Source organism: Microbacterium sp. NPDC076895 (assembly GCF_040687115.1).
Taxonomy (GTDB): domain Bacteria; phylum Actinomycetota; class Actinomycetes; order Actinomycetales; family Microbacteriaceae; genus Microbacterium.
This window is the reverse complement of sequence record NZ_JBFBMQ010000013.1, coordinates 1-21,557: the sequence shown is the minus strand read 5'-3', so window position 1 is coordinate 21,557 and position 21,557 is coordinate 1. Positions and strand designations below refer to the sequence as shown.

Annotated in this window: 16 protein-coding genes; 7 read left to right on the top strand and 9 right to left on the bottom strand. The window is 63.9% G+C overall.

Features of this window, described 5'->3' with window-relative positions; genetic code table 11:
• Window positions 1–30: 30 nt before the first annotated feature.
• The 4 genes from AB0O89_RS11475 to AB0O89_RS11460 all read right to left on the bottom strand — a co-directional run bounded on the left by AB0O89_RS11475 (window position 31) and on the right by AB0O89_RS11460 (window position 9,232).
• A complete protein-coding gene (locus AB0O89_RS11475) occupies window positions 31–2,622 on the bottom strand; it encodes a hypothetical protein (RefSeq protein ID WP_363497615.1) in 2,592 nt (863 codons plus the stop codon).
• Window positions 2,619–6,083, bottom strand: coding sequence for a tubulin-like doman-containing protein (locus AB0O89_RS11470; protein ID WP_363497612.1), 3,465 nt, complete (start codon window positions 6,081–6,083; stop codon window positions 2,619–2,621). The genes AB0O89_RS11475 and AB0O89_RS11470 overlap by 4 nt, the downstream gene beginning before the upstream one ends.
• A gap of 52 nt (window positions 6,084–6,135) precedes the next feature.
• Complete coding sequence (locus tag AB0O89_RS11465; protein WP_363497610.1) at window positions 6,136–8,748, bottom strand: VWA domain-containing protein; 2,613 nt, start codon at window positions 8,746–8,748, stop codon at window positions 6,136–6,138.
• Window positions 8,749–8,944: 196 nt separating this feature from the next.
• Window positions 8,945–9,232, bottom strand: a complete 288-nt coding sequence (locus tag AB0O89_RS11460) for a hypothetical protein (protein WP_363497608.1) — start codon at window positions 9,230–9,232, stop codon at window positions 8,945–8,947.
• An 887-nt stretch (window positions 9,233–10,119) separates the two neighbouring features.
• On the opposite strand from AB0O89_RS11460, the gene AB0O89_RS11455 reads away from it, so the two are divergent.
• From AB0O89_RS11455 to AB0O89_RS11445, 3 genes are all read left to right on the top strand, one after another.
• The gene (locus tag AB0O89_RS11455; protein WP_363497606.1) at window positions 10,120–11,460 is read left to right on the top strand and encodes a PQQ-binding-like beta-propeller repeat protein; all 1,341 of its coding nucleotides are present in this window, start codon (window positions 10,120–10,122) and stop codon (window positions 11,458–11,460) included.
• Between the two features lie 425 nt (window positions 11,461–11,885).
• Window positions 11,886–12,329, top strand: a complete 444-nt coding sequence (locus AB0O89_RS11450; protein WP_363497603.1) for a hypothetical protein — start codon at window positions 11,886–11,888, stop codon at window positions 12,327–12,329.
• Between the two features lie 142 nt (window positions 12,330–12,471).
• On the top strand, window positions 12,472–14,934 hold the full coding sequence (locus tag AB0O89_RS11445) for a choice-of-anchor L domain-containing protein (RefSeq protein ID WP_363497600.1): 2,463 nt from the start codon (window positions 12,472–12,474) through the stop codon (window positions 14,932–14,934).
• 609 nt (window positions 14,935–15,543) lie between these two features.
• On the opposite strand, the gene AB0O89_RS11440 is transcribed toward AB0O89_RS11445, so the two are convergent.
• Window positions 15,544–16,482 carry an NADP-dependent oxidoreductase gene (locus tag AB0O89_RS11440; RefSeq protein ID WP_363497597.1) on the bottom strand — a complete coding sequence of 313 codons (939 nt, stop codon included), beginning with the start codon at window positions 16,480–16,482 and terminating at the stop codon, window positions 15,544–15,546.
• 109 nt (window positions 16,483–16,591) lie between these two features.
• Here AB0O89_RS11440 and AB0O89_RS11435 point away from each other — a divergent pair, with 109 nt between their 5' ends.
• The 3 genes from AB0O89_RS11435 (at window position 16,592) to AB0O89_RS11425 (ending at window position 17,822) form a co-directional block, all read left to right on the top strand.
• Window positions 16,592–17,098: a MarR family transcriptional regulator gene (locus AB0O89_RS11435; RefSeq protein ID WP_363497594.1), complete on the top strand. Its 507-nt coding sequence runs from the start codon at window positions 16,592–16,594 to the stop codon at window positions 17,096–17,098.
• A gap of 53 nt (window positions 17,099–17,151) precedes the next feature.
• Entirely contained in the window at window positions 17,152–17,358 is a 207-nt protein-coding gene (locus tag AB0O89_RS11430; RefSeq protein ID WP_363497591.1) for an AsnC family transcriptional regulator, read from the top strand.
• A 104-nt stretch (window positions 17,359–17,462) separates the two neighbouring features.
• Window positions 17,463–17,822 carry a nuclear transport factor 2 family protein gene (locus AB0O89_RS11425; RefSeq protein ID WP_363497588.1) on the top strand — a complete coding sequence of 120 codons (360 nt, stop codon included), beginning with the start codon at window positions 17,463–17,465 and terminating at the stop codon, window positions 17,820–17,822.
• Here the strand turns inward: AB0O89_RS11425 and AB0O89_RS11420 are convergent.
• From AB0O89_RS11420 to AB0O89_RS11410, 3 genes are read right to left on the bottom strand one after another with little or no spacing between them, the layout of a single operon-like run.
• Entirely contained in the window at window positions 17,812–18,630 is an 819-nt protein-coding gene (locus AB0O89_RS11420; RefSeq protein WP_363497585.1) for a hypothetical protein, read from the bottom strand. The two genes, AB0O89_RS11425 and AB0O89_RS11420, sit on opposite strands and share 11 nt — an antisense overlap.
• 4 nt (window positions 18,631–18,634) lie before the next feature.
• On the bottom strand, window positions 18,635–18,865 hold the full coding sequence (locus tag AB0O89_RS11415; protein ID WP_363497582.1) for a helix-turn-helix transcriptional regulator: 231 nt from the start codon (window positions 18,863–18,865) through the stop codon (window positions 18,635–18,637).
• The gene (locus tag AB0O89_RS11410) at window positions 18,865–19,341 is read right to left on the bottom strand and encodes a DUF2975 domain-containing protein (RefSeq protein WP_363497579.1); all 477 of its coding nucleotides are present in this window, start codon (window positions 19,339–19,341) and stop codon (window positions 18,865–18,867) included. Before AB0O89_RS11410 ends, AB0O89_RS11415 begins: the two co-directional genes overlap by 1 nt.
• A gap of 107 nt (window positions 19,342–19,448) precedes the next feature.
• On the opposite strand from AB0O89_RS11410, the gene AB0O89_RS11405 reads away from it, so the two are divergent.
• Entirely contained in the window at window positions 19,449–20,576 is a 1,128-nt protein-coding gene (locus tag AB0O89_RS11405; RefSeq protein WP_363497576.1) for a hypothetical protein, read from the top strand.
• On the opposite strand, the gene AB0O89_RS11400 is transcribed toward AB0O89_RS11405, so the two are convergent.
• Window positions 20,563–21,408, bottom strand: coding sequence for an LLM class F420-dependent oxidoreductase (locus AB0O89_RS11400; RefSeq protein ID WP_363497573.1), 846 nt, complete (start codon window positions 21,406–21,408; stop codon window positions 20,563–20,565). The genes AB0O89_RS11405 and AB0O89_RS11400 overlap by 14 nt on opposite strands.
• Window positions 21,409–21,557: the final 149 nt, after the last annotated feature.

Sequence of the window (21,557 nt, the reverse complement as noted above, 5' to 3'; positions counted from 1 at the left end):
CTCTCTCTTCGGGTGAAGGGCTCTATGGTGTCAAAGGACCTGGCTGCCGGTGTCGCCCGGCCAGGGCGGGACTGAAGACTCTGCGTGAGTCATAGCGACCTTGGTCGCGGCGAATTCGTAGGCTGGCAATTCCTCGGTGCGCTGACGCAAGAGCGTCAGTCGACTAAGGCCCCGCGAAACCGTGACAGGCTCGCTCATCGCCACTGCCGTCTTGCCTGCCTGGATGCGTACTTCGGAATGGAGCGCTGAACCGTCGACACGCTGATCGCCTGCGGTGTCAGGGCGATCAATTCCTCCCAGGAAATCTGCATAGCTCGTGACACGCCCGTTGAATTCGACGCTAGTGAGGAGGCGATCACGCAGCCCGGCCTCGCCAACGATGAGACTGAGACTCTGATCCCAGAGCGCGTCGCCGGCTTCCGGATCTGTGCCGTGCGCTTCGAGGTGTGCGCTGAACGCAGGGAGCGCCGTGTGCTCGCCATCGCCGAGCTGCGCAAAGAGGCGGTCGGGTGCTTCCCTGAACTCGATCCCCCTTGCGCCGAGCCTGCGGTGTGCATTCTTGATAAGGGCGCCAAAGACTGGGTTGAGCCACCCCGGTTCGTAAACGAGTCGGCGAAGCTCAGCCGCGACGACTTCGATCTCGGCTGCGTCGGCGAGGGCTTTCCCTACGATGACCGAGGGAGGCAGCCCCGAGATGTCGTCAGCTTCCTCAAAGTTGACCGTACGGTCTGCGCCGAGTGGATCGGCGAGCATTGCGCCGAGCAACTCCGACCACCTAAGGAATTGCGTGTACGCATCCAGCAGGCGCCGCGCATCACGCAGTGCGTGCTGCAGATTCCGTTCATCGACATCGCGTTGGCTCTGGAGGTCGCGCAACTCCTTCAATACTCGGAAGAGCACCGCCTGGCCGCGGAAAAATGCGACGAAAGACGACACAAACCACCCAAGAGCCACGCCCGCGAAGGCGGCGGTAGCCGCTGCTAGGCCGATCACGGCGACACCAAGAAGCACGCCGACAATGGCAGCGAGGAGGCCTGCGATCGCGAGGATGATCCATAGAGCCCGCGCAGTCTTGCGCTGTGCCCGCGAAATGGAGTCGTCGATTTCATCGGAGACCGCGGAGTTCAGGCGCTCGAGAATCGCGGCGATTTCACTACGCGTGGTCGTGATGCCTTCGGCGAGGCGTTGGCCGACGCGAACGGCAAAGCTCGATGAAAACTGACGGCGCCAGCGTCGAAAGTCGTCAAGTGTATTGCTGGCCGAGATCCCGATACTGGCCTGCGATGCTCGGGCGGAGAGCTGAGCCTCAAGTTCATCTGCTTTCAGCACGTCGTACGGCGCGATGCGATCGGAACCAACGATCGTCGCGACGTGCGGAGGCACGGGGCCGAATCGTGCATCCCCGGCGGGAACGGCGTCCTCGCGGCGCCGGAGCACGCCGCGACGTGACCCGATCTCCACCGGCGCTAGCGCCGGGTGCCTTTCGCCGGCGTCGCAGAGCGTGAGAGCCGCCGCTACATATCCCTGCCATAGCAGAGTGAGGTCCTCGTGAGTTATGTGCGCGGTCCCTGACGCCGTTACCGTGAGCTCATCGACCGCTTCCGCCACCTCACCCCAGGAAGCGGGTCGACCATCTGGGAGCACTCCGCCCACGACCACGACGTAGGCAGAGCGTGACGAGCCGAAGATTGCCGACTGGACGGTGCTCGCGATCTCGCCTTTGACCCTTCGGATTGTGCCGCGGACCCACGCGGTGGGGGCGTTTCGCAGCGCTGCACCCAAGAAGCTGAAGAACATCGCGATCGCACTGAGCGCGCTGATTCCTTCCGACGTGGTCACTGCTGGTTGGTCGCGTCCGCCTTGCAGCATGCCCTGGAAGTGCCGCCAGAAGGATTCCTCCATCGTCGAGGTCGCTAGGGGCACGTCCTCGATGTATGTCGTACCAGCTGACATGCGGGGGAGCGGGAGTCCGGTTTGAGTGCTGAGAACTGCCGTTCGAAGTTCGGCCTCAACCCGCGAGGAGTCGAGACTGCGCATGAACGAGCGCGCGATGCTCGCCGATGCAGACTGCGGAGCCGATGTTCCGTCGAACATTGTCGCCCGGACGCCCGCCCATAGCCCGAGTGCCCCTGCCAAGGAGGCAGCGATGTGCGCGTGAAACTCGGAGGGCGACGTTGTGCTGTCGAGAACGATACGTCCACGTTCGGGAACAGCGCCCTCTTCCGCGGAGAGGACGACGTTGTGCCAGCCGGCGGTCGCGATCGTCGAGGTCGCAGGGGAGTCGCTCTTCACGGAGATGGTCGCACGTACCCGCATCAATTCGACACCGTTTCCCAGCGAATCGACGACGAGCCGCTCGCACCTGCTCACTGTGGCAGCGCTCACATCCTCGATACCCGGGATCGCGGTGGCGAGCACGGTCAGCACGACACGCGTGTCGTCTGCATGCCCGAGGATATTGCGGAGCAGGCCTCGGCGTGCTCGGCCCGTGTGGACTGTCGTCGCTTCCTCGCCGTCGGTCCACACGAACGGGTCGATGAGGTTGATCGCTGACCAGTCCTGCAAGACTTCCCTCACCCCATTGAGGTCGCGCGGAGCGACGATGAGCGCGAGGGTGCTCACAGCACTACCATCTCGTCGTCGACGGGATCGCCCCCGTGGCGGGCGTCGTCCAGCGCATCGGGCATCAACCGGAGGATCTCGTCGAGCGCCCATTGGGCGTCAGGGGCTATGTCGCGGAAGAAGGGCACTTTCGCGGCGTCCTGGCGGTTGGTGATGGGGGACGTAAATAGCGAGGCGATTGCCGATCGCTGGGCACTTGCCCACGCGGACGCTGCCTCGGCACGTTCGGTCGGGGTTGTGCCTGCGAAGACGTTCCGGCCCCCATTAGGCACAGCGCCTTCACGAAGCCATTCGCCCAGGTGCGCCCGACCCGCCAGCCTACTAGCGAGGGCGCCGACGCCGGTCGATGACATGCCTTGATCCGACGAGTCGTACAGTTCGCGGAGCCGCCGGTAGGGCAGCAGTGAACTTAGCGCGGGCGGATTGTTCGCGTGGGCGATTGCGAGCAGCTGCGATTCGAGTACTGCGGGCAGCCAATCGTAGTCGCCGCCTCGGAAGTGGCTCGGAGGAGTGAGCATCGGATGGGCGAACGCCAGCCAGACACTGCGCGCAGGATCCCAGATCTGTACGGGATCGCTGTACGGCTCGCCCGGGACCAGGATCCGGCCCGTCACGCGTCCGATATACCACCCCGCGATCATCGCGCGCCGCTCGGCATCACCGGCGGGCAAGGATCCCCGCAGCGGCCGGGAGCGCCGGTGCTCCCAGAACGCGTGTCGACCGAAGCTCGGCGTAGTTCCCCACTCTTCCTTTACGGGGTCTAGGAGGCCGCTGAACACGATCGGGGAGTAGCACTTGTATGAGCCGAAGACATCGACCTTGGTGGCGTGCGCGTTCTCTGTGAATGCACGGTCGAAATCCTGCACGGTCGTCGGGTCAATGTTCGGCCACGTTCGCACGACCTCAATGAGGCGATCCATTAGCGCCGACACTGATCGGAGGGGGACTTCCGAGAACTTGAAGCGGTAGGAGACCCCCTCTGCGTGAACCGCGAGGACTGCCTGCTCGCTCACCCCGATCAGAGGGAGGGCTGCACCGAGGGCCTCACTGAATCTCTGCACGATGAGGTCGTGGCGTGCCCTGATTTCGCTCTCGGGCGTGTTCAGATCGCCCTGGGCGAACTCCTGTAGAGACACGGAGCAGTATCGATCGAACGGTTCGCCACGGCGCGACACGAACGCCGTGGCCCTGTGCAGGATCTCTGCCGTCGATAGGTGAAGGGTGTAGCGTGCCGGCGCCGGCCGTAGCGCTTCACCCGTGAAGGGGTCGGTATTGAAGTAGGAGGCGCGCCAGATCGCTTTCCGTTCGAGTAGTCCGCCGGGAGGCTCTTCGCCAGCGCCGACCGGCCATACGCCCGAGATCACAGATGGGACGAGCGCGGCCTGGGACGCGACGACCCCGGTTCCGAGGCCTTGGCCGACTGAACTCCGCACGTCGTCGGCGTACTGGTTCGCAAATCCGGACGCAGGGGTGAGCAGGATCTCGTTGTGCGCCACGTCGAAACGTTCAGGCACACGAGTATTCTCGTCGCTCGGCCACGCGCTGTAGATCGTCGTATGGGCGTCAGCAAGCTTCACCGAGGTTACTGGTTGCGCGACGGCCCCTGTCAGGAGCTTGAGCGCCTCACTGAGCTCGGCGCGGAGCGGCTCGAACACCTCGCTGACCATTGATGCCAGTCCCCGAGCGAGGGTGTCGGCGGCGCGTCCGTAGATGCTGGGACGTAGCTGCGCAGCCACGCCCTCAAATAGTGACTGGATGACCCCGTCAGGATTGAGGATCGAGCCCTTCATGCCTGACAACGGGGTGGCGACCGAAGCTGGCAGGCGTGCCGGGTCGTCCACGGGGTGACCGGCTAGCCCCTGTAGTGACGGGAGGAGACTGCTTTGAACGACGGCCTGAATTCGACCGAGCACAGCTCGCGCATAGGGCAGACCGTACTGTTCGATCGCACGGGTAATTTCCGTGACGAGGCGCGTTTCCAAGTCCTCGAACCACTCGAACGCCCAGCGGTACACAGCATCTCCAACAGCGGTGGTGATCTCCGTGCGCCGGGCGGGGAAGTGCTCAGACACAGCACGCAACCACTGTTGCGCGTCGGCACCTGCTGCGGGAGGGAGCCCGACCCGGACGATGCGGTCGACGATCGAGGCGATCTCGGTGCGCAGCCGGTCGGGGCGCAGCCCACTTGTCGTGAGCCAACTCGCTGTCGTCTGATGGTTCGCGTCGTCAGGGAGTTGTAGGCGGGCGATGATCTGGGTCCAGTGGGTGTCGACGAGTGCGTTGAGAATAGTCTCGTCCGACCGCGACTCACCCGACTCTTTGTGGCCCGTGACGAGCCGGTCAACAGATGCTCGAGCGAGGCGCTGGGCCGCGTAGTGGCGGTACCGATCACGCCCCATGTTGAGACTTGCGAATCCGAACGAACCCCATTGCAGGTCCCGGGAACTCTCCCCCCAGCCGAAGATGGATCGATCAGTATCAGTCGGATTGGAGTTGCCGAGATCGTACTGAACATAGGCGTTGAGCGCGGCGTCGCTGGAGATCAGGCCCGCGAGTCCCCGTCCAAGTCCGCGGTAGAGGCCTTTCATTGTGCCGTCGCCAAAGACGGTCTCGGTCACACCCATGGTGCGGCCGACGGGGAAGACTCGCGCGAATGGGATTGCCGCGTTGTCGGTTGAAACTCCGAGGCCCGAGAGCACGGCGGCGTCGTGCGCACTGGCGGAACCCGTCTGGCTAGCGACGATCTCGCCAAGCATCGCGAGGCCGTTCGCGCGGACTCCACCGCGGGCCGAGGGCGCGAGTTCGTTGAAGGTGTCGGGGCTGAACATGAAGACGCCCATGAGCCTCGGGTCGAGCCGTGAAATTCCGGTGAGGATGCGGCAAACGTCGAGCGCCATCGATGCGCCAGCACCACCCGCCATTGACGACACCACGAAGATGATCGGATCGTCGGCCTGGTTGTAACTGCCGAATCGGTCTGCGGCAAGGTCGCTCACGCGTCGCATCTCTGCTTCACCGGAGGAGAGGCGCTCCCAGGCGGCCTTGAGTCCCTCGAAGACGGTCGGCGCTTGGGCGAGGGTCAGTACCCGTCCTACCGCCCGCAGCTGGCCCGCACCGACGGTCACCGGGACCCGGATGTCCTCGGGGTCACGTGGAAGCCACGTGCCGAGTTGATCGAGTTCGCGGCGCCCCGCGATCTTGGTGCTGAGGCTCGCATCCACGTCGGCATAGCTGGCGCCCGATGCCGGAGCGGTCGAGATATACGTGCCTCCTTGCTGGGCGACCGTAGCGATTAGGTTCCCGCCGTCGCCGGATTTCGGAACGTCGATGTGCACGAACTGCCAGCCCGCCGGAAGCTCGGCGATCCCGTATGGGGCGAGTTCCGCGCGGAGCTGGTCCATCATGAATCCGAGGGTTGCCCCGCCGGAGCCGCCGCAGCCGACCACCAAGACTTTTCTCATCGTTCCGTCCTCCTGGTCTGCGCCGGGCGAGTGGGTGGCGTACCGTGCGCTGTCACTTCCATGGCGTCCACCCTTGATCGGCTGGTGGTTCGTCATTGTGTGCGTCGATAGCGCGGGGCAAAGCATCTGGACTCTCGATCGAAGAATCCGCCTCTCCAACGGACTGCCACCAGTTGCTCGTCGACGGGGTCGGTGACACCGCGGTACCATCGGACCCCGGTGCCGCCGCGAACGGACTCGGTGTAGGTGCGATTTCGGCGCTTGGGCCGAACGGGTCCGAGACGTGGCTTGTCACGGGGATACCCGCTGCCGCTTCGCGAGCGGTCAGTTCCGACAGTCTTCGTGGCGCACGATCGTTGAGTGTCTGCGCGAAGGCAGCGATCGTCCTCGCGTCATTGCCGCCGAGAAGAACCAGTAGCTGTGCCCGACCCGTGGGCGCACCTGGTGCGCGTAGGAGCACCCAATGGTTGTGAATATCGAGCGGCAACCGCGCGTGTAGTCCCGAGACATCGGTGTTGGGAGTTGCGCTCGAGATACTGTTCATCTCGCCCGCGTCGACAGCCACCCATCCACGCCCAAACGGCGACCAGCCCAGCCGGGTGCGAAGGGCGATCCCATCGATCTCGATCCGCCTCGCGCGCGGCGGGATGCGGACAAGGCTCGCGGTGTCGGTCGGGCGGATTGAGAACGGTTCGCTGTCACGCCGCACCCCGGTTTCGTTGATCTCGACGTCGACGACGAATCCGTAGAGGAGGCGGGGCGGAATCGTGGAGATGGCCCACTTCGTCAGATACAGGATGCCGAGCGGGATGCCGGGGCCAAGCAAAAGGGCGAGGACGAGCGTGAGCCAGAAGTTGAGAGGAGCGATGGGACGCAAGAGGTTCGCCGTGAACGTGACCTGGGCGGTGAGTGTATCCCCGCCACCGGCCGGCTCTAGGAGCACCGGGAAGCTTCCGTTGAGCGTGCCGTTGCCTGGGTTCTCGGTCGTCAACTCGAGGGGGAGACCCTCCAGACCTCCGGGCACGCACCCGTCGTGGCTCGTGCGGATCGACACGGTTCCGATATCGGCGGGGCCAGCTGCGACGCTAACTTCACCTCCGAGACGGACGCACCCTTCCCCTGTAACAGGCAGGACTGCCGACAGCTTGACGACGTCGGACTCAGCTTGGCCGAAATCAACCGAGGTGCCGATGGTCGGGTACTCGAGCGGGGGAAGTACGACGACGCGATATGTGATCGTCTCGGGTTCTAGCGGTGTGCCCGGAACAACTTCTCCGTCGAAGGTCGTCGGTGCCGTCGTGATCTTGCTCTGCAGGGTGATCGTGGCCGCACCGAGAGCCGCGTCCGACAAATCGAGCGGGTGCGGTTGAGTGAGGCTGGCGGGGTCCGTCGTCCGCAGGATGGTGACCGCGTTACCCTCGCTGTCGCGGAACACGGCCGAATATTCCAGTGACCCCTCGATCACATCCAGGTCAGCGGGCGCGCCGTCGCGTGCGCGGAGTCCGACCGTCATGTCGTCGAGAACTTCTCCCGTGTGCAGGGCGGTGTCATCCGCGGCCGGCCACACCGGCACAAGTGTGCCCTCCACGCGGATGTTCGATTGCGAGGTCTTGCCCTCTGAGGACCCGCTCGGATCGGTGAATGCGAGTTGCCACAGGCCGCTCCAGACGGTCGCATCGCGTTGATTCATCGCGATCGATACGGACCTGTCGGATTTCCATTCGTAAGAGATATCAGCTCCGCCCACGGTCGTGGTGCCCGAGTCTCTCGGGATCTCGACGATCTCACCCGAGGGTGCCTGCATCGACACTATTGCGCCCGTGAGGTCGGAAGTAGCGAGAATCGTGACGAGCGGAGTCGAGGCGTCGAGAACGATGCGGTGGCCCTCCGCTGTGCACACAGTTACCTGGCAAATCCCGCGCTGTTGGACGATGGGCCGCTGGCCCGGGGTGCTCATCTGGTCGAAAGCGAAGAGGAGGCTGTCGATGTCGCTGGCGAGGAAGAAGTCACCGGGCGTGGGGTCGGTCGCGTCGCCGCAACTCGTAGACCCCCCGGCGGCGGATCCCGTCACAATCGACTCCATCAGATCGAAGCCGCCGGGCGGGATGTCCGCCCCGTCGAGGCCGATCCCGAAAGTGATGATCCCGGAAGTGCGCAGCTGATCGGCAAGTCCACCCGAACGGCACAGGTCGGTGTGGGCGAGATTCCAGGCGTCGTCTGCCGAGGCCTGACTGTCGATCGCTAGTCCCGGTGCGAAGCCCTTTGGGTTAGGTGTCGGGGGGAATGGGTTGAACCACATCTCCCCATCCGAGAACCACACGATCGTCTGGCATGATGTGGCCTCCCCGCGGGCCGCGGCCGCATCGGAGAGGGTCGATTGCGCGCCAGCGAGCGCGGTCCAGTAGTCCGTCTCCCAACCGGCGTCCCGTTCGGCGAGTGACTCGACCGCGTTATGTACCTCACCGAGACCTTCGTTGTTGAGGGCGATCCAGCCGGTCACGGGTGTGTAATTCTGCGCAAACGTGGCGACCTGGATGTTGATCTCGCCCCCGTTGTCGATCGAGTAGGTGCCGAGCTGATTCACAAAATACGTCGCTGCTGTGACGCGCGCGTCTTCCGGGTCGGTGTCTCGCACGCTCGACGACTCGTCGATGAGCAGTATCACGTCTCCTGAGCCACCACCTGCGAGACACCCTCCCAGTCGATCGATTGGCGAACCCGCACTCCCTTCATCAACGGCAGCTGCGGTCGGGGCAGCGAGAAGGCCGAGGCTGATCCCGAATGCGGCGACATACGTGGCGACTGCCAGACGATACTTGTGCCTGCTCGGCATCTGGCGTAGTCCTCGGCGGCGCATGAGATCAGAACCCTCGTCCGGCCCAGAGTGCCAAATTGATCGCAGCAACGATGACGGCAATCATCCCGAGGGTGAGCGCTCCAACGTACAGGATGCGCGCGAGTAGTACACGTCCCATCGAATAGCCGAGCTGGGTGCGGCGCTTGGTGTCGACTCGCTGGAATGTTGCCGTGAGACCAATCGTCACTGGACCCCCGAGAAGCCACGCGACGCCCGCGACGGGCGCCGTGCCGCCTGCTATTAGCACGAGTGCGATGGCGATTGCGGCAGTGAGGGTCGCGGTGTAGAGCAAGGCGAGAGGAGGATGGACGATAGAAAATGCGGGGTCGGTGGCGGGCCCGAGATCGAATCCGCCCAGTGGGGGCGAACTCGGAGAGGCTAGCGATGTTCCGGTGGGCGCGCCTGTCCCCGAACGAGGTGCAGGCCGAGGGCCAGCGGTGGCGGGACCGAACAGATCGTCCGCGCTTGACGAGTGAACCGTCACCTGAGCCCCCAGCGTGATCTCAAACTCGCTGGCGATAGTCACCACGAGTGGAACAACACGAATCCCCTCCTGCGAGATGTCCGAGCACGTTTCGCGCGGAACCCCGGCCATCGAGAATCCCCACAATTACCAACAACAAGACATCCCTACCACGACATCGCGTCACCACACAAACGCGGCGCATGCGCGGTTTCCGTACCCTTCGCGGTGCCCTTTGGGCCCTTCGCGATGCATGTCAGCGGACGGTCTTTGCTTGTCCGGGTCGTCTGCTAAGCTCCCGCTCGTATTGGCGACCCACGCCGCGACTTGCCCGCACGTACACGTAGGTTCCGTCGTACGCGCACTACTCGAGCACCCTGAAAGAGCCGGGGAGACGTCACGTGAGCGACACGGAACCCACCACCACAAACATTGGGCCGGACGCGACTGCGGACGAGCTCTGGCAGGCAACAATCTCGCAGCCGGATCTCCACGGCGAGATTGTTGCCCACCCCGCGGTGTACTCCGAACTCCTGCAATGGATCGCCGCGCACGGTGACCGATCAGCTCGATCTGCTGCTACCCGCCGCCTCGTGGCATCGCCTCCCCCTCCTCCTACCCCCGGTGCCCCGAGCATCGCGTCGCTCGACACTCCGCCGCCCCCGACCGGAGTGCCATTCACTCCGACGACATCTACCGATGCGCCTCCTTCCGGCATGGACTCAGCCCCGACATCGCGCGTTCGGGATCGACGTCAAACCCACTACGCCCGCAACACCTTCTTCTTCCTGCTCGCGGCTGGTGCGATTGCCGCCGCAGCGATTCTCATCGTCCCGCGATTCTTCGCTAGCGGGATTGCCGTCGCTGACATCACGGAGACGCCGTCCATCGGCGTCTGGGCCGTAGACGGACCTACGGTCCTCGACGACGGAGCGGACGCGTTGGTTGAGCGTTCAGTGACAACTGCCCAGGATCGCGTATTGCTTGCGTGGCGGGTTCGGGACGCAGGAGGGGCCGAGTCGAGCTGGTTGAGTCTGGTTGATACGACAACGGGCGACGAGAGTTGGTCGACTCAAGTGGGCGCCGATATCAGCGGCATCGATCAGATCACAACGTTCGTTGGGTCGCGCTACGCCGTGGTGCGTGCATCCATGGCGGATTCGATCTCGTCATTGTTCCTAGTCAGTCTCTCCGACGGGAGTGCGAGGGAAATCGAGTGGCCGGATGTTCTCGGCATGCCGGAGACACTTGACGGGGACGCTATCCTCTACGATCCCGCCGGAACCGTGGTGCGCTACGACCCCGATGATGGCGCGACCCGATGGGAGACTAGCTTTGTTGAGGGCGAGCAACCTCGGATCGTAGGTGCGTCGCTGCTCCTTCCAGATCGTGTCTTGAGCCTGGAAGACGGACTAAGCGGCGGCTGGCTCCCGTCTCCCGAGGCGACATACTTCGACTTGAACGGACGCATGATGAGTCGCGTCGATGTTGATGAGTGGTCGAAGGTCTCCCTCATTAATGAGGACGATGGTCTATCGGCGTGGACCCTTGAGTTTCCGGCGGACGTTGAGGTTCGCGGTGTGCCCGATCTTGATCTGCTCTTGGTATCTTCTGCGGCCAACGGCTGGACACAGGTGCTCCGCGCATCCGACGGAAACCAACTGTGGACGACCGGAGTGATCGCGCCCGATCCGCACGGGATCTTCGGTTCAGCCGCGGCCGGGATCCTGTTGCTACCGGTCGGAGAGGACAACGCGAATCTCACCGTCTTTGACGCCGAGAACGGCGCCGCCCTGTACGACATCTCGGTGCGGGCAGAGGGCGACACCTGGCGCGCGCCGCTCGGAGCATCTTCCAACACGCTGTATATAGCTGACGGCGGAGATGCGAAGCTTTTCGCTCGCGACGCCACCACGGGGCAAGGGCGCTGGCTTCTATCGAATTCGCACCCGGGAGAGTATGGATTCAAGCTCTGGGGTGGCAACCTAGTCATGACGCGCTCCGTATGGGCATCGGATGCGGACGGTTCTGAGCCGCCGTTGCAGGGTATCCGCTGAGACATGAGGGGTAGCCGGGCGGGACGTGTCGCTGAACGCGGTTGTGGAGCACGCGTGGGCTCTTCAACGCTCTCGGAGCCTGATCCGCGCGGACAATCCGCATGAGTGTGCGGGACATCCATGCCGATTGACCCATGATGGACGCGCGTGAGCTGCCGAGTGCAGGACGAGGAGCTTCTGGCGTAGATAAGTCACTTCGGCTGTTGTCTATTCCACAACGCCGAAACCGTTGCATAATCGGGGACCGTACGTCATAGTCAATCGCGGATATGCGAGCGAACCGCCCGACCGAACCGCCGGCTAAAGAGGTCGCGAGTGACAGCGACTTCGTTTCGTCTGCGCACACGCAAACTGATGCGGAGCCTCAAGCTTCCGTTGATAAGCCAATTGTGCTTCGGGCAGGCGGGCGAAATCATCGCACTCGCTTGCTTGTTCTCGCAGCGCTTGTTCTCGTCTTTCTCGCCGCCGTCTGGGGGCTGGCGGGATGCGCCGGTCATACTGACGCTGGCGAAACTTCCAGGAAGTCTCGAGACGGCGGCATTACCCAAGAAGAAGCAGAACAACGTGGAGTGTCCGTCGCGGGCGGTGACGGGCGAATCAGTGATGTGGTCGCCGATATTGATGCCGGCGCGCTTCGCTTGACGGTTGAGAACGTGAGCAATGTCGACGACGTGTACAGAGTCGTTCTTCTAGCCGCTGAGACCGTACTCGAATCCGATGCGGTTGCTGTTCCCGCGAATAGCTCGGTCCAGTTCGCTGTGCCCATCGATTTTGGCTCCTTGCGCGCTCGGCAGGTCGACATTCGGCTCGATGGGGCGATCCTGGGGGAGGGCATCGATTTGGAGACCGTTGACCTCGACGTTCCCTAGCAGACATAGCGTGTGCAATAGGGCTCTCGGAACTCTGCTAGTGTCTCGCTAACTCGTTCGTCAGGCGCGTTTCCGGGGGGATTGTCGCGTGCGTAGAATCGTGTCTTTTGTCGGATCCACCGTTCTCGTTCTGGGTGCCCTCATGGTTCCGGCTGCGAGTGCCAGCGCCGCACCGAGCGGGTTCTCCGACGCGATGGATGTACCCGGGGGTGATGTCTGGAGTGTCACGACCGCAGGTTCCGCCAACGCGGTCGCAGTATCCAGTGCGCCCTTCGCCAGCTTCCCTCGTGCGGGTGGTAGTTATGTGGTCTTGTCTACGGGCAACGCGGCTGACGTCGTGGGGGGCTCGCCCGACACGTTTCTCTCGACTGAGTTGGGCGCAGCGAGCGGAGCGGACGGAAACGATCTCTCTCAGTTGCTGCTCGAACTGACGCCCCCGGCCGAGGCGACGTGTCTCGCCGTCGACTTCCAGTTCCTTTCCGAGGAGTACCCGGAGTACGTAGGGAGCGAGTACAACGATATCTTCACCGCTGAACTTGGAGAGAGTCACTTCGAGTTTGAGGGCTCGCAGGTAATCGCGCGCAACAATTTCGCCTACGACTCGGATGGCAACTTCATTTCGATCAACACCGTACTCGGCTTTCACGACGCTACCGGGACGGCGATGGACGGGACGACCGACCCCTTGGTAGCTGTCACCCCGCTCGAGACAGACATCAACACGGGCAGGGTGACGGCTATCTTCTCGATCCAGGACATCGGCGACTCGATCTATGATTCGGCCGTTCTCCTGGATAATTTCCGCTGGCTCTACGGCGAGAATTGCGAACGAACTGTTGCTTCTCTCTCCGACTCCGATGGCGACGGGCTGCCGGACGATTGGGAAGAGAACGGCATCGACTACGACGGAGACGGCGACGTTGAAGTGGACCTGGCTGCCCTTGGTGCCGACTCCCAACGTGCTGACATCTTTCTAGAGATCGATTGGATGGAGAAGCCACCGACCTGCCTGCTCTTCCTCTGCTGGGGTGCCAAGAACTTCTCGCCCGACCGCGCCGCGCTCGGCGACGTGGTAGACGCCTTCGCGGCGGCACCATACGACAACCCGGACGGATCCACTGGAATCACGCTTCACCTGGACGCAGGTATCCATTCCCCCGGTGCTAACCTCGGCGGCGGTAATCCCGTCGCCTGGGTTGGAAACCTCGGGTCTACCGCTGGTGGCGTCTACGACTGGACAGCATTCGAATCCCTCAAAGAAGCGAACTTTGCTTCGCTTCGGAGCGACGTTTTCCACTACGTGGTATATGCCGACCGATACGGCGGTGGTGACAGTTCAGGCATCTCGCGCGGCATCCCCGGCGCCGATCTCGTTGTCGCCGACGGCGCGTGGAGCGGCGGGTTCACTCGAATACAGGAGCGCGGCACGCTCATGCATGAGCTTGGACACAATCTCGATCTGAAGCATGGCGGCGTCGACCACACCACGTATCAGTATGACTCGGCTTACCGCAGTGTCATGAACTACCTGTATCAACTCGTGGGACTAACGCCTGGGGCTCGGCTTGACTACTCTCGTGGCGCCCCTTTCGATGACTGGGCCAACATTCGATTCGATGGCGGATCTATCGGGGATCTGGGCGAGACTGCACCGATCCTGGCAACGGAAGATGACATCGAGATCACCCCCGAGATCGCGAACGAGCTCGACATCGCTGCGATCGACGGTGATGGCGCCATCGAAGTCCTAGGCCCTAATGTGTTTGGTGCAGGCAGGGCCGGGCAGGTCGTGAATGTACGTGTAATCAACCCTGGCTCCTCTAGGCAGACATACACCGTCAATGGGTCTGTTGCCGGGCTCCGCGTCCCCTCCGTCGACGTGACCGTTGACGCTGCTTCGACACGGGACACCGCACTCGTGTTCGACGCATCCGCACTCTCCGCTGGAGAGGTGGAACTGTTGATTAGTCTCGATTCGGAGGCGCTAGGCGACGGTATCGATGACGCAACTGCGGTGCTGACCGGGCTGGACCTCACCGATAGTGAGGTGCGTGACGGGCTCGCGGCTGACGCCGCAGCCGCAGCTCTATACGACGAGCCTCCTGCGAGTTCAGTTCTCGCGACACTCACCGAACTCAGTGACGGAAATGAACAACCCGAGCCGACAGCGACGAATACACCCTCCCCCGAGCCCACCCCCTCTCCCGCGTCTACTGGAGAAGTGAAAGCGTTCCTGCAATTGTCAGCGCTAACTGTCTCGCCCGGTGAGACACTCGAGCTCACTGGCACCGGCTTTCCTGCGCAGGCTGACGTGCGAGTCGAACTGCACTCAACTCCGAAACTCTTGGGAACGACAGTTACCTCGGCAAGCGGGGCGTTCGTGCTTGAGGTTACGGTGCCAGCCTCAACTACGCCCGGACAGCACAGCATCGTGGTTCGAGCGGAGTCGGTTACCGTCTCCACCCCCCTGACTGTTAGCGCCGCCTCATCACTCGCTGCGAGCGGAAGCGACATGGCGCCGTGGGTCGCGCTACTCGGCATGATGTTCGTGGGAGTCGGTGGATCCCTAGTCGCAACACAAACTGGGCGCCGGGCTCGGTCGTGAACTTCTCACTTGAAGCGAACGCTAGGATCGACCGCTGAGGTTGGCGGGCCACTACATACCTAGCTTCTGCTCCTCGCGGTCGGCCCGCTGTTGTCAATCCTTGGGCCCAGCAGCCCTGCCCTGGAGGTTCGGTTGTTCTCAGCTTCGAGCACGGACTTGACCGTTTTCGGGTCTCGTCCCACGCGCCGTCCGATCTCGTTGAGCGAATGACCTTCGCTCGCCAGGGCTAGCATCTGATGCCGCTCGTAGGTCTGTACGTCGTTTCGCATTACGACTCCGGCGGCTAGGAGATGCGAGGACACAGTGCCGTGTGCCAGCTGGAACTGCCGCGCGATCGAGGCGATCGAAGCACCTGCTTGATACGCAGCTACAAGTTCCTGAACTTCTCGTTCGTCCAGACGTCGTGCACGACCAGCGACGTGTGCTTCAGCACGTATCTCCGCGAGAAGTGCTCGCCCTACTTCACCGGTACGGAGCGCCCGGAACAACACCTCCACCGCCCCTGAATTCTTTCCAAGCCTCTCCCTTAGGCGCACCAATCGTGTGGTGCAGCCGATCCCGAGGGGGCGTCGCCTTCAGCGACAAGGCCCCTCGAGACCGGATGGGACGTCACAGCGCGGGCGGGATGACGATGACTTTTCCGTGAACCGTCCCCGCGTCCGCGTCGGCGTGCAGAGTAGCGAGGTCGCTCAGCGGCACGCGGTGGGCGATATCCACACGAAGTTCCCCTGCGTCGATGAGCCTCACCAATTCGGCGAGAGTATCGGCATCCTGATGGACGTAGACCGTCTCGGCGCGCACCCCTCGACTTTCGTCGCTGGGCGTCTCGACGCGAGGGGTCGTTGACACCACGACGCCGCCGTCCCGTACGAGCGCCGCCATCGCCGCGAACCCCTCCGGAGTGATAGGGGCGAGGTTGAGCAGCAGGTCAACCGGCTCGGTGACCGCGTCCAGCACCGATGTTTTTGTGTGATCGACGAGCTGATCGGCGCCGTTGGCGGCGAGATTGTCAGCGCTGCGAGGGCTTGCCGTCGCGATGACATGAGCGCCCACTCGTTTGGCGAGCTGAACGGCGTATCCGCCGACGGGCCCGCCGGCGCCGTTGATGAGTACGCGGTCGCCCGACTGGAGCCGACCTGCTTCGAACAGGGCTTGCCAGGCGGTCAGGCCCACCGAGGGGAGGCCGGACGCGTCGGCCAGCGGGATGCTCTCGGGCGCCGTGACAAGTGCGGTCGCGGGGGAGACGACGTACTGGGCAGCCCCGCCGTCGCCGGTCATCGGGAGGAATCCGACAACCTGATCGCCGACGGCGAATCGATCGACTCCTGCGCCGAGCGCATCGATCGTGCCGGACACGTCATACCCGGGAATGTGGGGAAGTGAGATCGGGATCGGCAGGAACCCGCCTCGCATTCCACCATCAGCGGGGTTGTACGCCGACGCGGCGACACGGATGCGCACCTCACCGGGGCCGGGAACTGGCGTGTCGACATCCTCGAAGCGCAGAACCTCTGCGCTGCCCGTTTCGTGGAACCGTACTGCTTTCATGACATTCTCCTGTCGATATTGCTTCGCATTCGAAGCACTGCGACGAACATAACACTGCTTCGAACTAGAAGCAAGTGCTTCGAATCAGAAATATCGCTAGGGTGGGGTTATGACATCCGACCGGCAGTCTCTCGATGCGATCGAACTCGGGGCCTACTTCTCGCTGATCGAGACGAGCAGCCTGCTCAAGCACGCGGTGGAGCAGCAGCTCAAGGATGCCGGTGACCTGAGTTATGTGCAGTTCCAGCTGCTCGCGACGCTCGGTGATGCCGGCGATGGGTCGATGCGGATGACCGACCTTGCGGACGGTGTGGTGTACAGCCGTAGTGGGCTGACGTATCAGGCACAGGTGCTCGAGCAGCGTGGCCTTGTCACGCGGTCCCCGTCGGCGGATGATGAGCGCAGCGTCGAGGTTGCTCTCACCGACGCGGGTCGCGAAGTGCTCGCCGCGGTCTTTCTCGGGCACATCGCGGTACTCGGTGATCTGTTCTTCGCTCCCCTGGACCGCTCGGACATCGAATCGTTGGCGCGAATTCTGGGCCTGGTGCGCGAGCACATGCGGCAGAACCCGCCGCGCTCGGCGGCGCCGCGTGCGAAATCGCGGGGCACGCGATAGCGTTCGCCAGTCGTCTCATATCGCGGAGCAGAGCTGAACGGCGCACGGATTGTGTGAGTAAGCAGGGCAGGTTGCATTACGGTGCGGGTCGCCGTCGCCCCTTCGGTTGGGGTTCCGTCATTCTGTCGGCGCTACGTGAGAACTCCAGGGTCAGCGCGGCCGCGATCGCTCGGCAATTGGGAATCGCGCCCTCGACGGTGAAACGACGGATCGAGGCGCCGTGCGCGGAGCACGTCCAATGTCTTCGACGATCTCCTTGAGTGAGGGCGCGCCGAGCCTCGTCGTGTGAAGCGGGAGACGCGATGGCGCGCGTGCGAGGTGGCTTGCCAGGACGTTGTCGGGACCGCGTGCAAAGGTGAGAGCCATGGATGCGGATGCCATAGAGCGCTGGGTCGCGGAATATAAGAGAGCCTGGCGCGAGTGCGACGCGCCAGCGGTGCGCGATCTTTTCACCGAGGACGCGCATTACCTCACGTCACCATACGAAAAACCGCTCGTCGGGCACGAAGCGATCGAGGATTTCTGGAACGATCCGCAACCGTTCGAGATGGAGATCCAGTCGGTGACGGTTGATGGCTCTCACGCTGTCGTGCGCGTGCGGGTCACGTATCGCGACCCTGAGCAGGAGTACCTCGACCTCTGGGAGCTCGACTTCACGCCCGACGGGCGAGTCGAGCATTTCGTCGAGTGGGCCTACTGGCCCGGCAAGAGCTTCACCGCGTAGCTTCGACGGCGCACGCGGTCTCGAGCCTGAGGTGAAGCATCCCGTCGACCGACGTGCTGTCACGGATGCTCATCCGCTCGATGGGCAGCTCAGTGCTGTAGCGAATGTCCTCCTGCATCGCGCGATCGGGCATGTACCCAGCGCGGTCCCAGGCTGCCAGGATGCGGGTCGCCGAGGCGGCATTGTCACCCGTGCGGAACGCCAGGTCAACGGTCAGTCGAGATCCGACCTCGCCGCAGGGAACTGCCGAGACAGGCGTTTGGTGGACTGTAACGGGGACGTCCTCCGGTGTCCGAAGGGGCCGCGTGCTCGCCTCGATCGTGGCGTGAAGCATCCGCGTGATCTCGTCTCGCGCCTGCGTGACAGTCAGGGGATCCGGTGCTGGCGTCGTGCCTCCCGGCGGCAGGATCGCGGCAGTGTTGCCGATCGCGGATGCGGCCATCTCGGTGAGCCTGTGGACATTGTCGTCTCCCCACGCGACGAGCACGAGCGAGCCCGAGAGGAGCACACCGCACACCAGGCCGGCTGCCAACCAGTCAACGGATCGTCTCCACGCGGCGATGGCGATGATGGCGCACACCACGATCAGGGTGACGCTGAGGATCGCTGACGCTGAGCTCCTGGCTGACGCGGCTTCGGCGATCTCTTCCAGCCACCCGGCCGCTGTCACCGGTTTGTCGTAGCCGACGTCGCCGCTCAGCATCACGAACAGAACGGTGGCTCCGCACAGCACAATTGTGCCGACGACGAGAGTAAGGATCGCGAGCGCTTTGATCGCCCGCGTAGCGACGCCCGAGGTGGTGCTCACCCGCTCACTCGCCGCCGCTGACGCCGGCCTCGTCGGGTTCCCACCGCAGGATGTCGCCGGGTTGGCACTCCAGCACGCGGCAGATCGCGTCGAGTGTGGAGAAGCGCACCGCCTTGGCTCGGCCGTTCTTGAGGACCGACACGTTGACGGGGGTGATGTCAATGGCGGCGGCGAGCTCCGAAACGCTCATCTTCTTCTTCGCGAGTTGGACGTCGAGATCGATCACGATCGGCATCACACCACCTCTGACAGGTCCTGGCGCAGTTGCGTGGCCTGGCGAAGCAGACCGCGCAACACGACGACCACGAGGGCAAGACCGGCCGCGCAGATGACCGTGATCAGGCCCATGAGTGCGATGAAGGGGCTCCCCGCATTCGCTAGGCCGAGAACAACGAGTCCGCCAATCACGAGCAGGCCCGCGACAACGATGCTGCCGATGATGGCGTCAATCCACCGCAGTGCCGTCGTGTCGAAGATCTCTTCCCGCCCGACGCGCGAGAGCAGCGCCCACACACAGATCAGGGCGACCTGGCCGCACAGCAGGAGAGCGTCGACCATGATGACTCCCGGCGCTTCGAGCGCGGCGTACTCGGGCGCCGCGATGGCGAAGCCACGTGCGTTGATCGGGATGAGCACCGCCTGGCAGGACACGATCGCGGCGAACAAGACCACGATCAGGGCTTTCGTTGCCACAATCACCACGTTCTGCATCCGCTTCTTCCTATCGTTTATCGGTTGCAATCTATCGAAAAACGATAGTAGCTTAGCTGCTCGATTGCGGTCGACAGAAGTCGGCGCTACAGAAGGGGTGGGATGCCATGGCTACGGTTTCTGCCGAGAGGCTGCGTTCGGCGTACTCGCGCGCGATGTGGCCAGCGCTCATCGTCGGTGCTGTCGTGGGTACGGCGCTTGGTCTGCTGGCGGTGCACAACGTGGGCTCGGCCGCACCATGGGGTGTCGCGATGACCTTCGGTGTTGCCGGCACGGCGGTCGCCGCGATCGCTGCCGGGCTCAGCTTGGCGGTGCTCGCGGGGACGAACGCTTATGCATCACCGTCACCACACGCTCGCGTCGCCGCCGCAACGCTGACAGCATCCCTCGTGACGGCGATACTCTCGCTGGTGCTGCTCTGGATGATGTTTCTTCGTGGGGTCCTGTGGATCGCCGCGATCGCGGGGGCCGCCGCGGCGATCGTCGCGCTCGGTCTGGCTCTTGCCGCCGAAAGGCGCGCTCCGACCTTGCCTCAGCCGGCGCGGCGGGATCATATCCCGAGCGGCATTGCCCTCTGGCCCCTGGGTGCAGCGATGCTCGTTCCCATCGGCGGCGCCAGCTCGCTATTCCTGCTGAAAGACCAGTTGCACATGCAGTGCAGCATCTACTTCGAGGCTGACGTGCCTCAGGTCGAGGCGAACGGGTCGTGGGTCTGTGCGGGTGGCATCAGCTACCTGATCCCCGGGATCGTCCTAATCTGTGGTCCCTTCGTGTTCGCCGTCGTCGGCGCTGTGATCGCCCACGTGGTCGTTCGGGACCTTCTGGCTCGCCTCATGCTCGCTCTTCTCGCCGTTGGGAGCGTCGCGTGGGTGCTCGGATGGACGTGGCGCGCCTCGCGTGACTATGTGTCGTCAACACCGCCCGGCGTCGACTCGCTCCACTACTGGTATCTCGCCGTCGGGCCGGCTGCGGCGGTGGTGGTTGCGGGTATGATCTTCGGGCTTATCGCTCTGCTCGCCCATCCTGCGGGTACAGGCTGGATGATGGGTCTCGCGATCGCCGCGATGCTCATCGCCAGTCTGGCAAGCCTCGGGACCTCCGCCGGCACCCTTGTCGCCGCAGGTCTGCTCGGCACTGCCTACGGCCGCGGGTTGAGCCGCGAGCACCCCTTCGAGCCCGCGGAGATTGCTGCCGCAGCTCGCGACGATGCGGCCGACCCGCTTACGAGTCCGTGACTGACCGCCGCGTCGGTGCGAGAGCGCGGTACACCTCGAGCGCTGAGACGCTCGGCACGGCCTGGACGCAGACGTGGTCGGCGCCGGCAGCCAGGTGCGCGCGGAGCCCCTCGAGAAGGGTCGTGGCGTCTCCGTGGATCACGATGCGATCCACCAGGTCGTCGGATCCCGATCCCTGAACGTCATCGTCACTGAATCCGCCGCGCTTCATGGTGTTGCTGTAGTTGCTCAGGCGGAGGTACGGCGTCAGGAATTCCCGTGCAGCCTTCCGTGCTGACACCGGGTCGGTGTCGAGGACGACGGTCTGCTCCGGTGCGACAAGAATCCCGTCGCCCAGAGTCTCGCGGGCTTCGGCCGTCTGAGCTGGCAGCGTGAGGTACGGATGCGTCCCCGCGCTGCGGGCGCGGGCGAGTTCGAGCATCCGCGGCCCGAGGGCGGAGAGCAATCGGTCTTCCTGCGGCACGCCCGCGGCATCCAGCACGTCGAGATAGCTGCTCATCGCTTCCAGCGGCCTGGCACGTTCGTGCTGGCGTTCCCGGTGACCTGAGCCGATACCGACCAGGAGCCGGCCGGGATGCCGCGCGGCGATCCGACGGTACGACTCGGCAAGCTCGGCGGCATCAGACATCCAGATGTTCACGATGCCTGTGGCCAGCACGACCGATTCGGTGGCATCGAGCAGGCGCTCCGCTTCGATGAGATCGGCGGCGGGAGAGCCGCCGAGCCAGATCGTGCCGTACCCGAGCCGCTCGATCTCCACGGCCAGTGTTTCGTTGATCTCGGTGCTGCGTCGCCAGATCCCGAATTCACCCAGCCGATCCGTCCACGTCATTCCCCAATCCTCTCAGGCGAGTGGATGTCCAGTGCTCAGGGTTAGGTGGAAACCGGCTCTTCGGACATTCGGTGGGGGTGAGGCTCGCCGGGTGAGGTTCGGCGGGTAGGGGTCGAGGTCCCCGAGGATCAGTAGCGCCAACTGCTGCT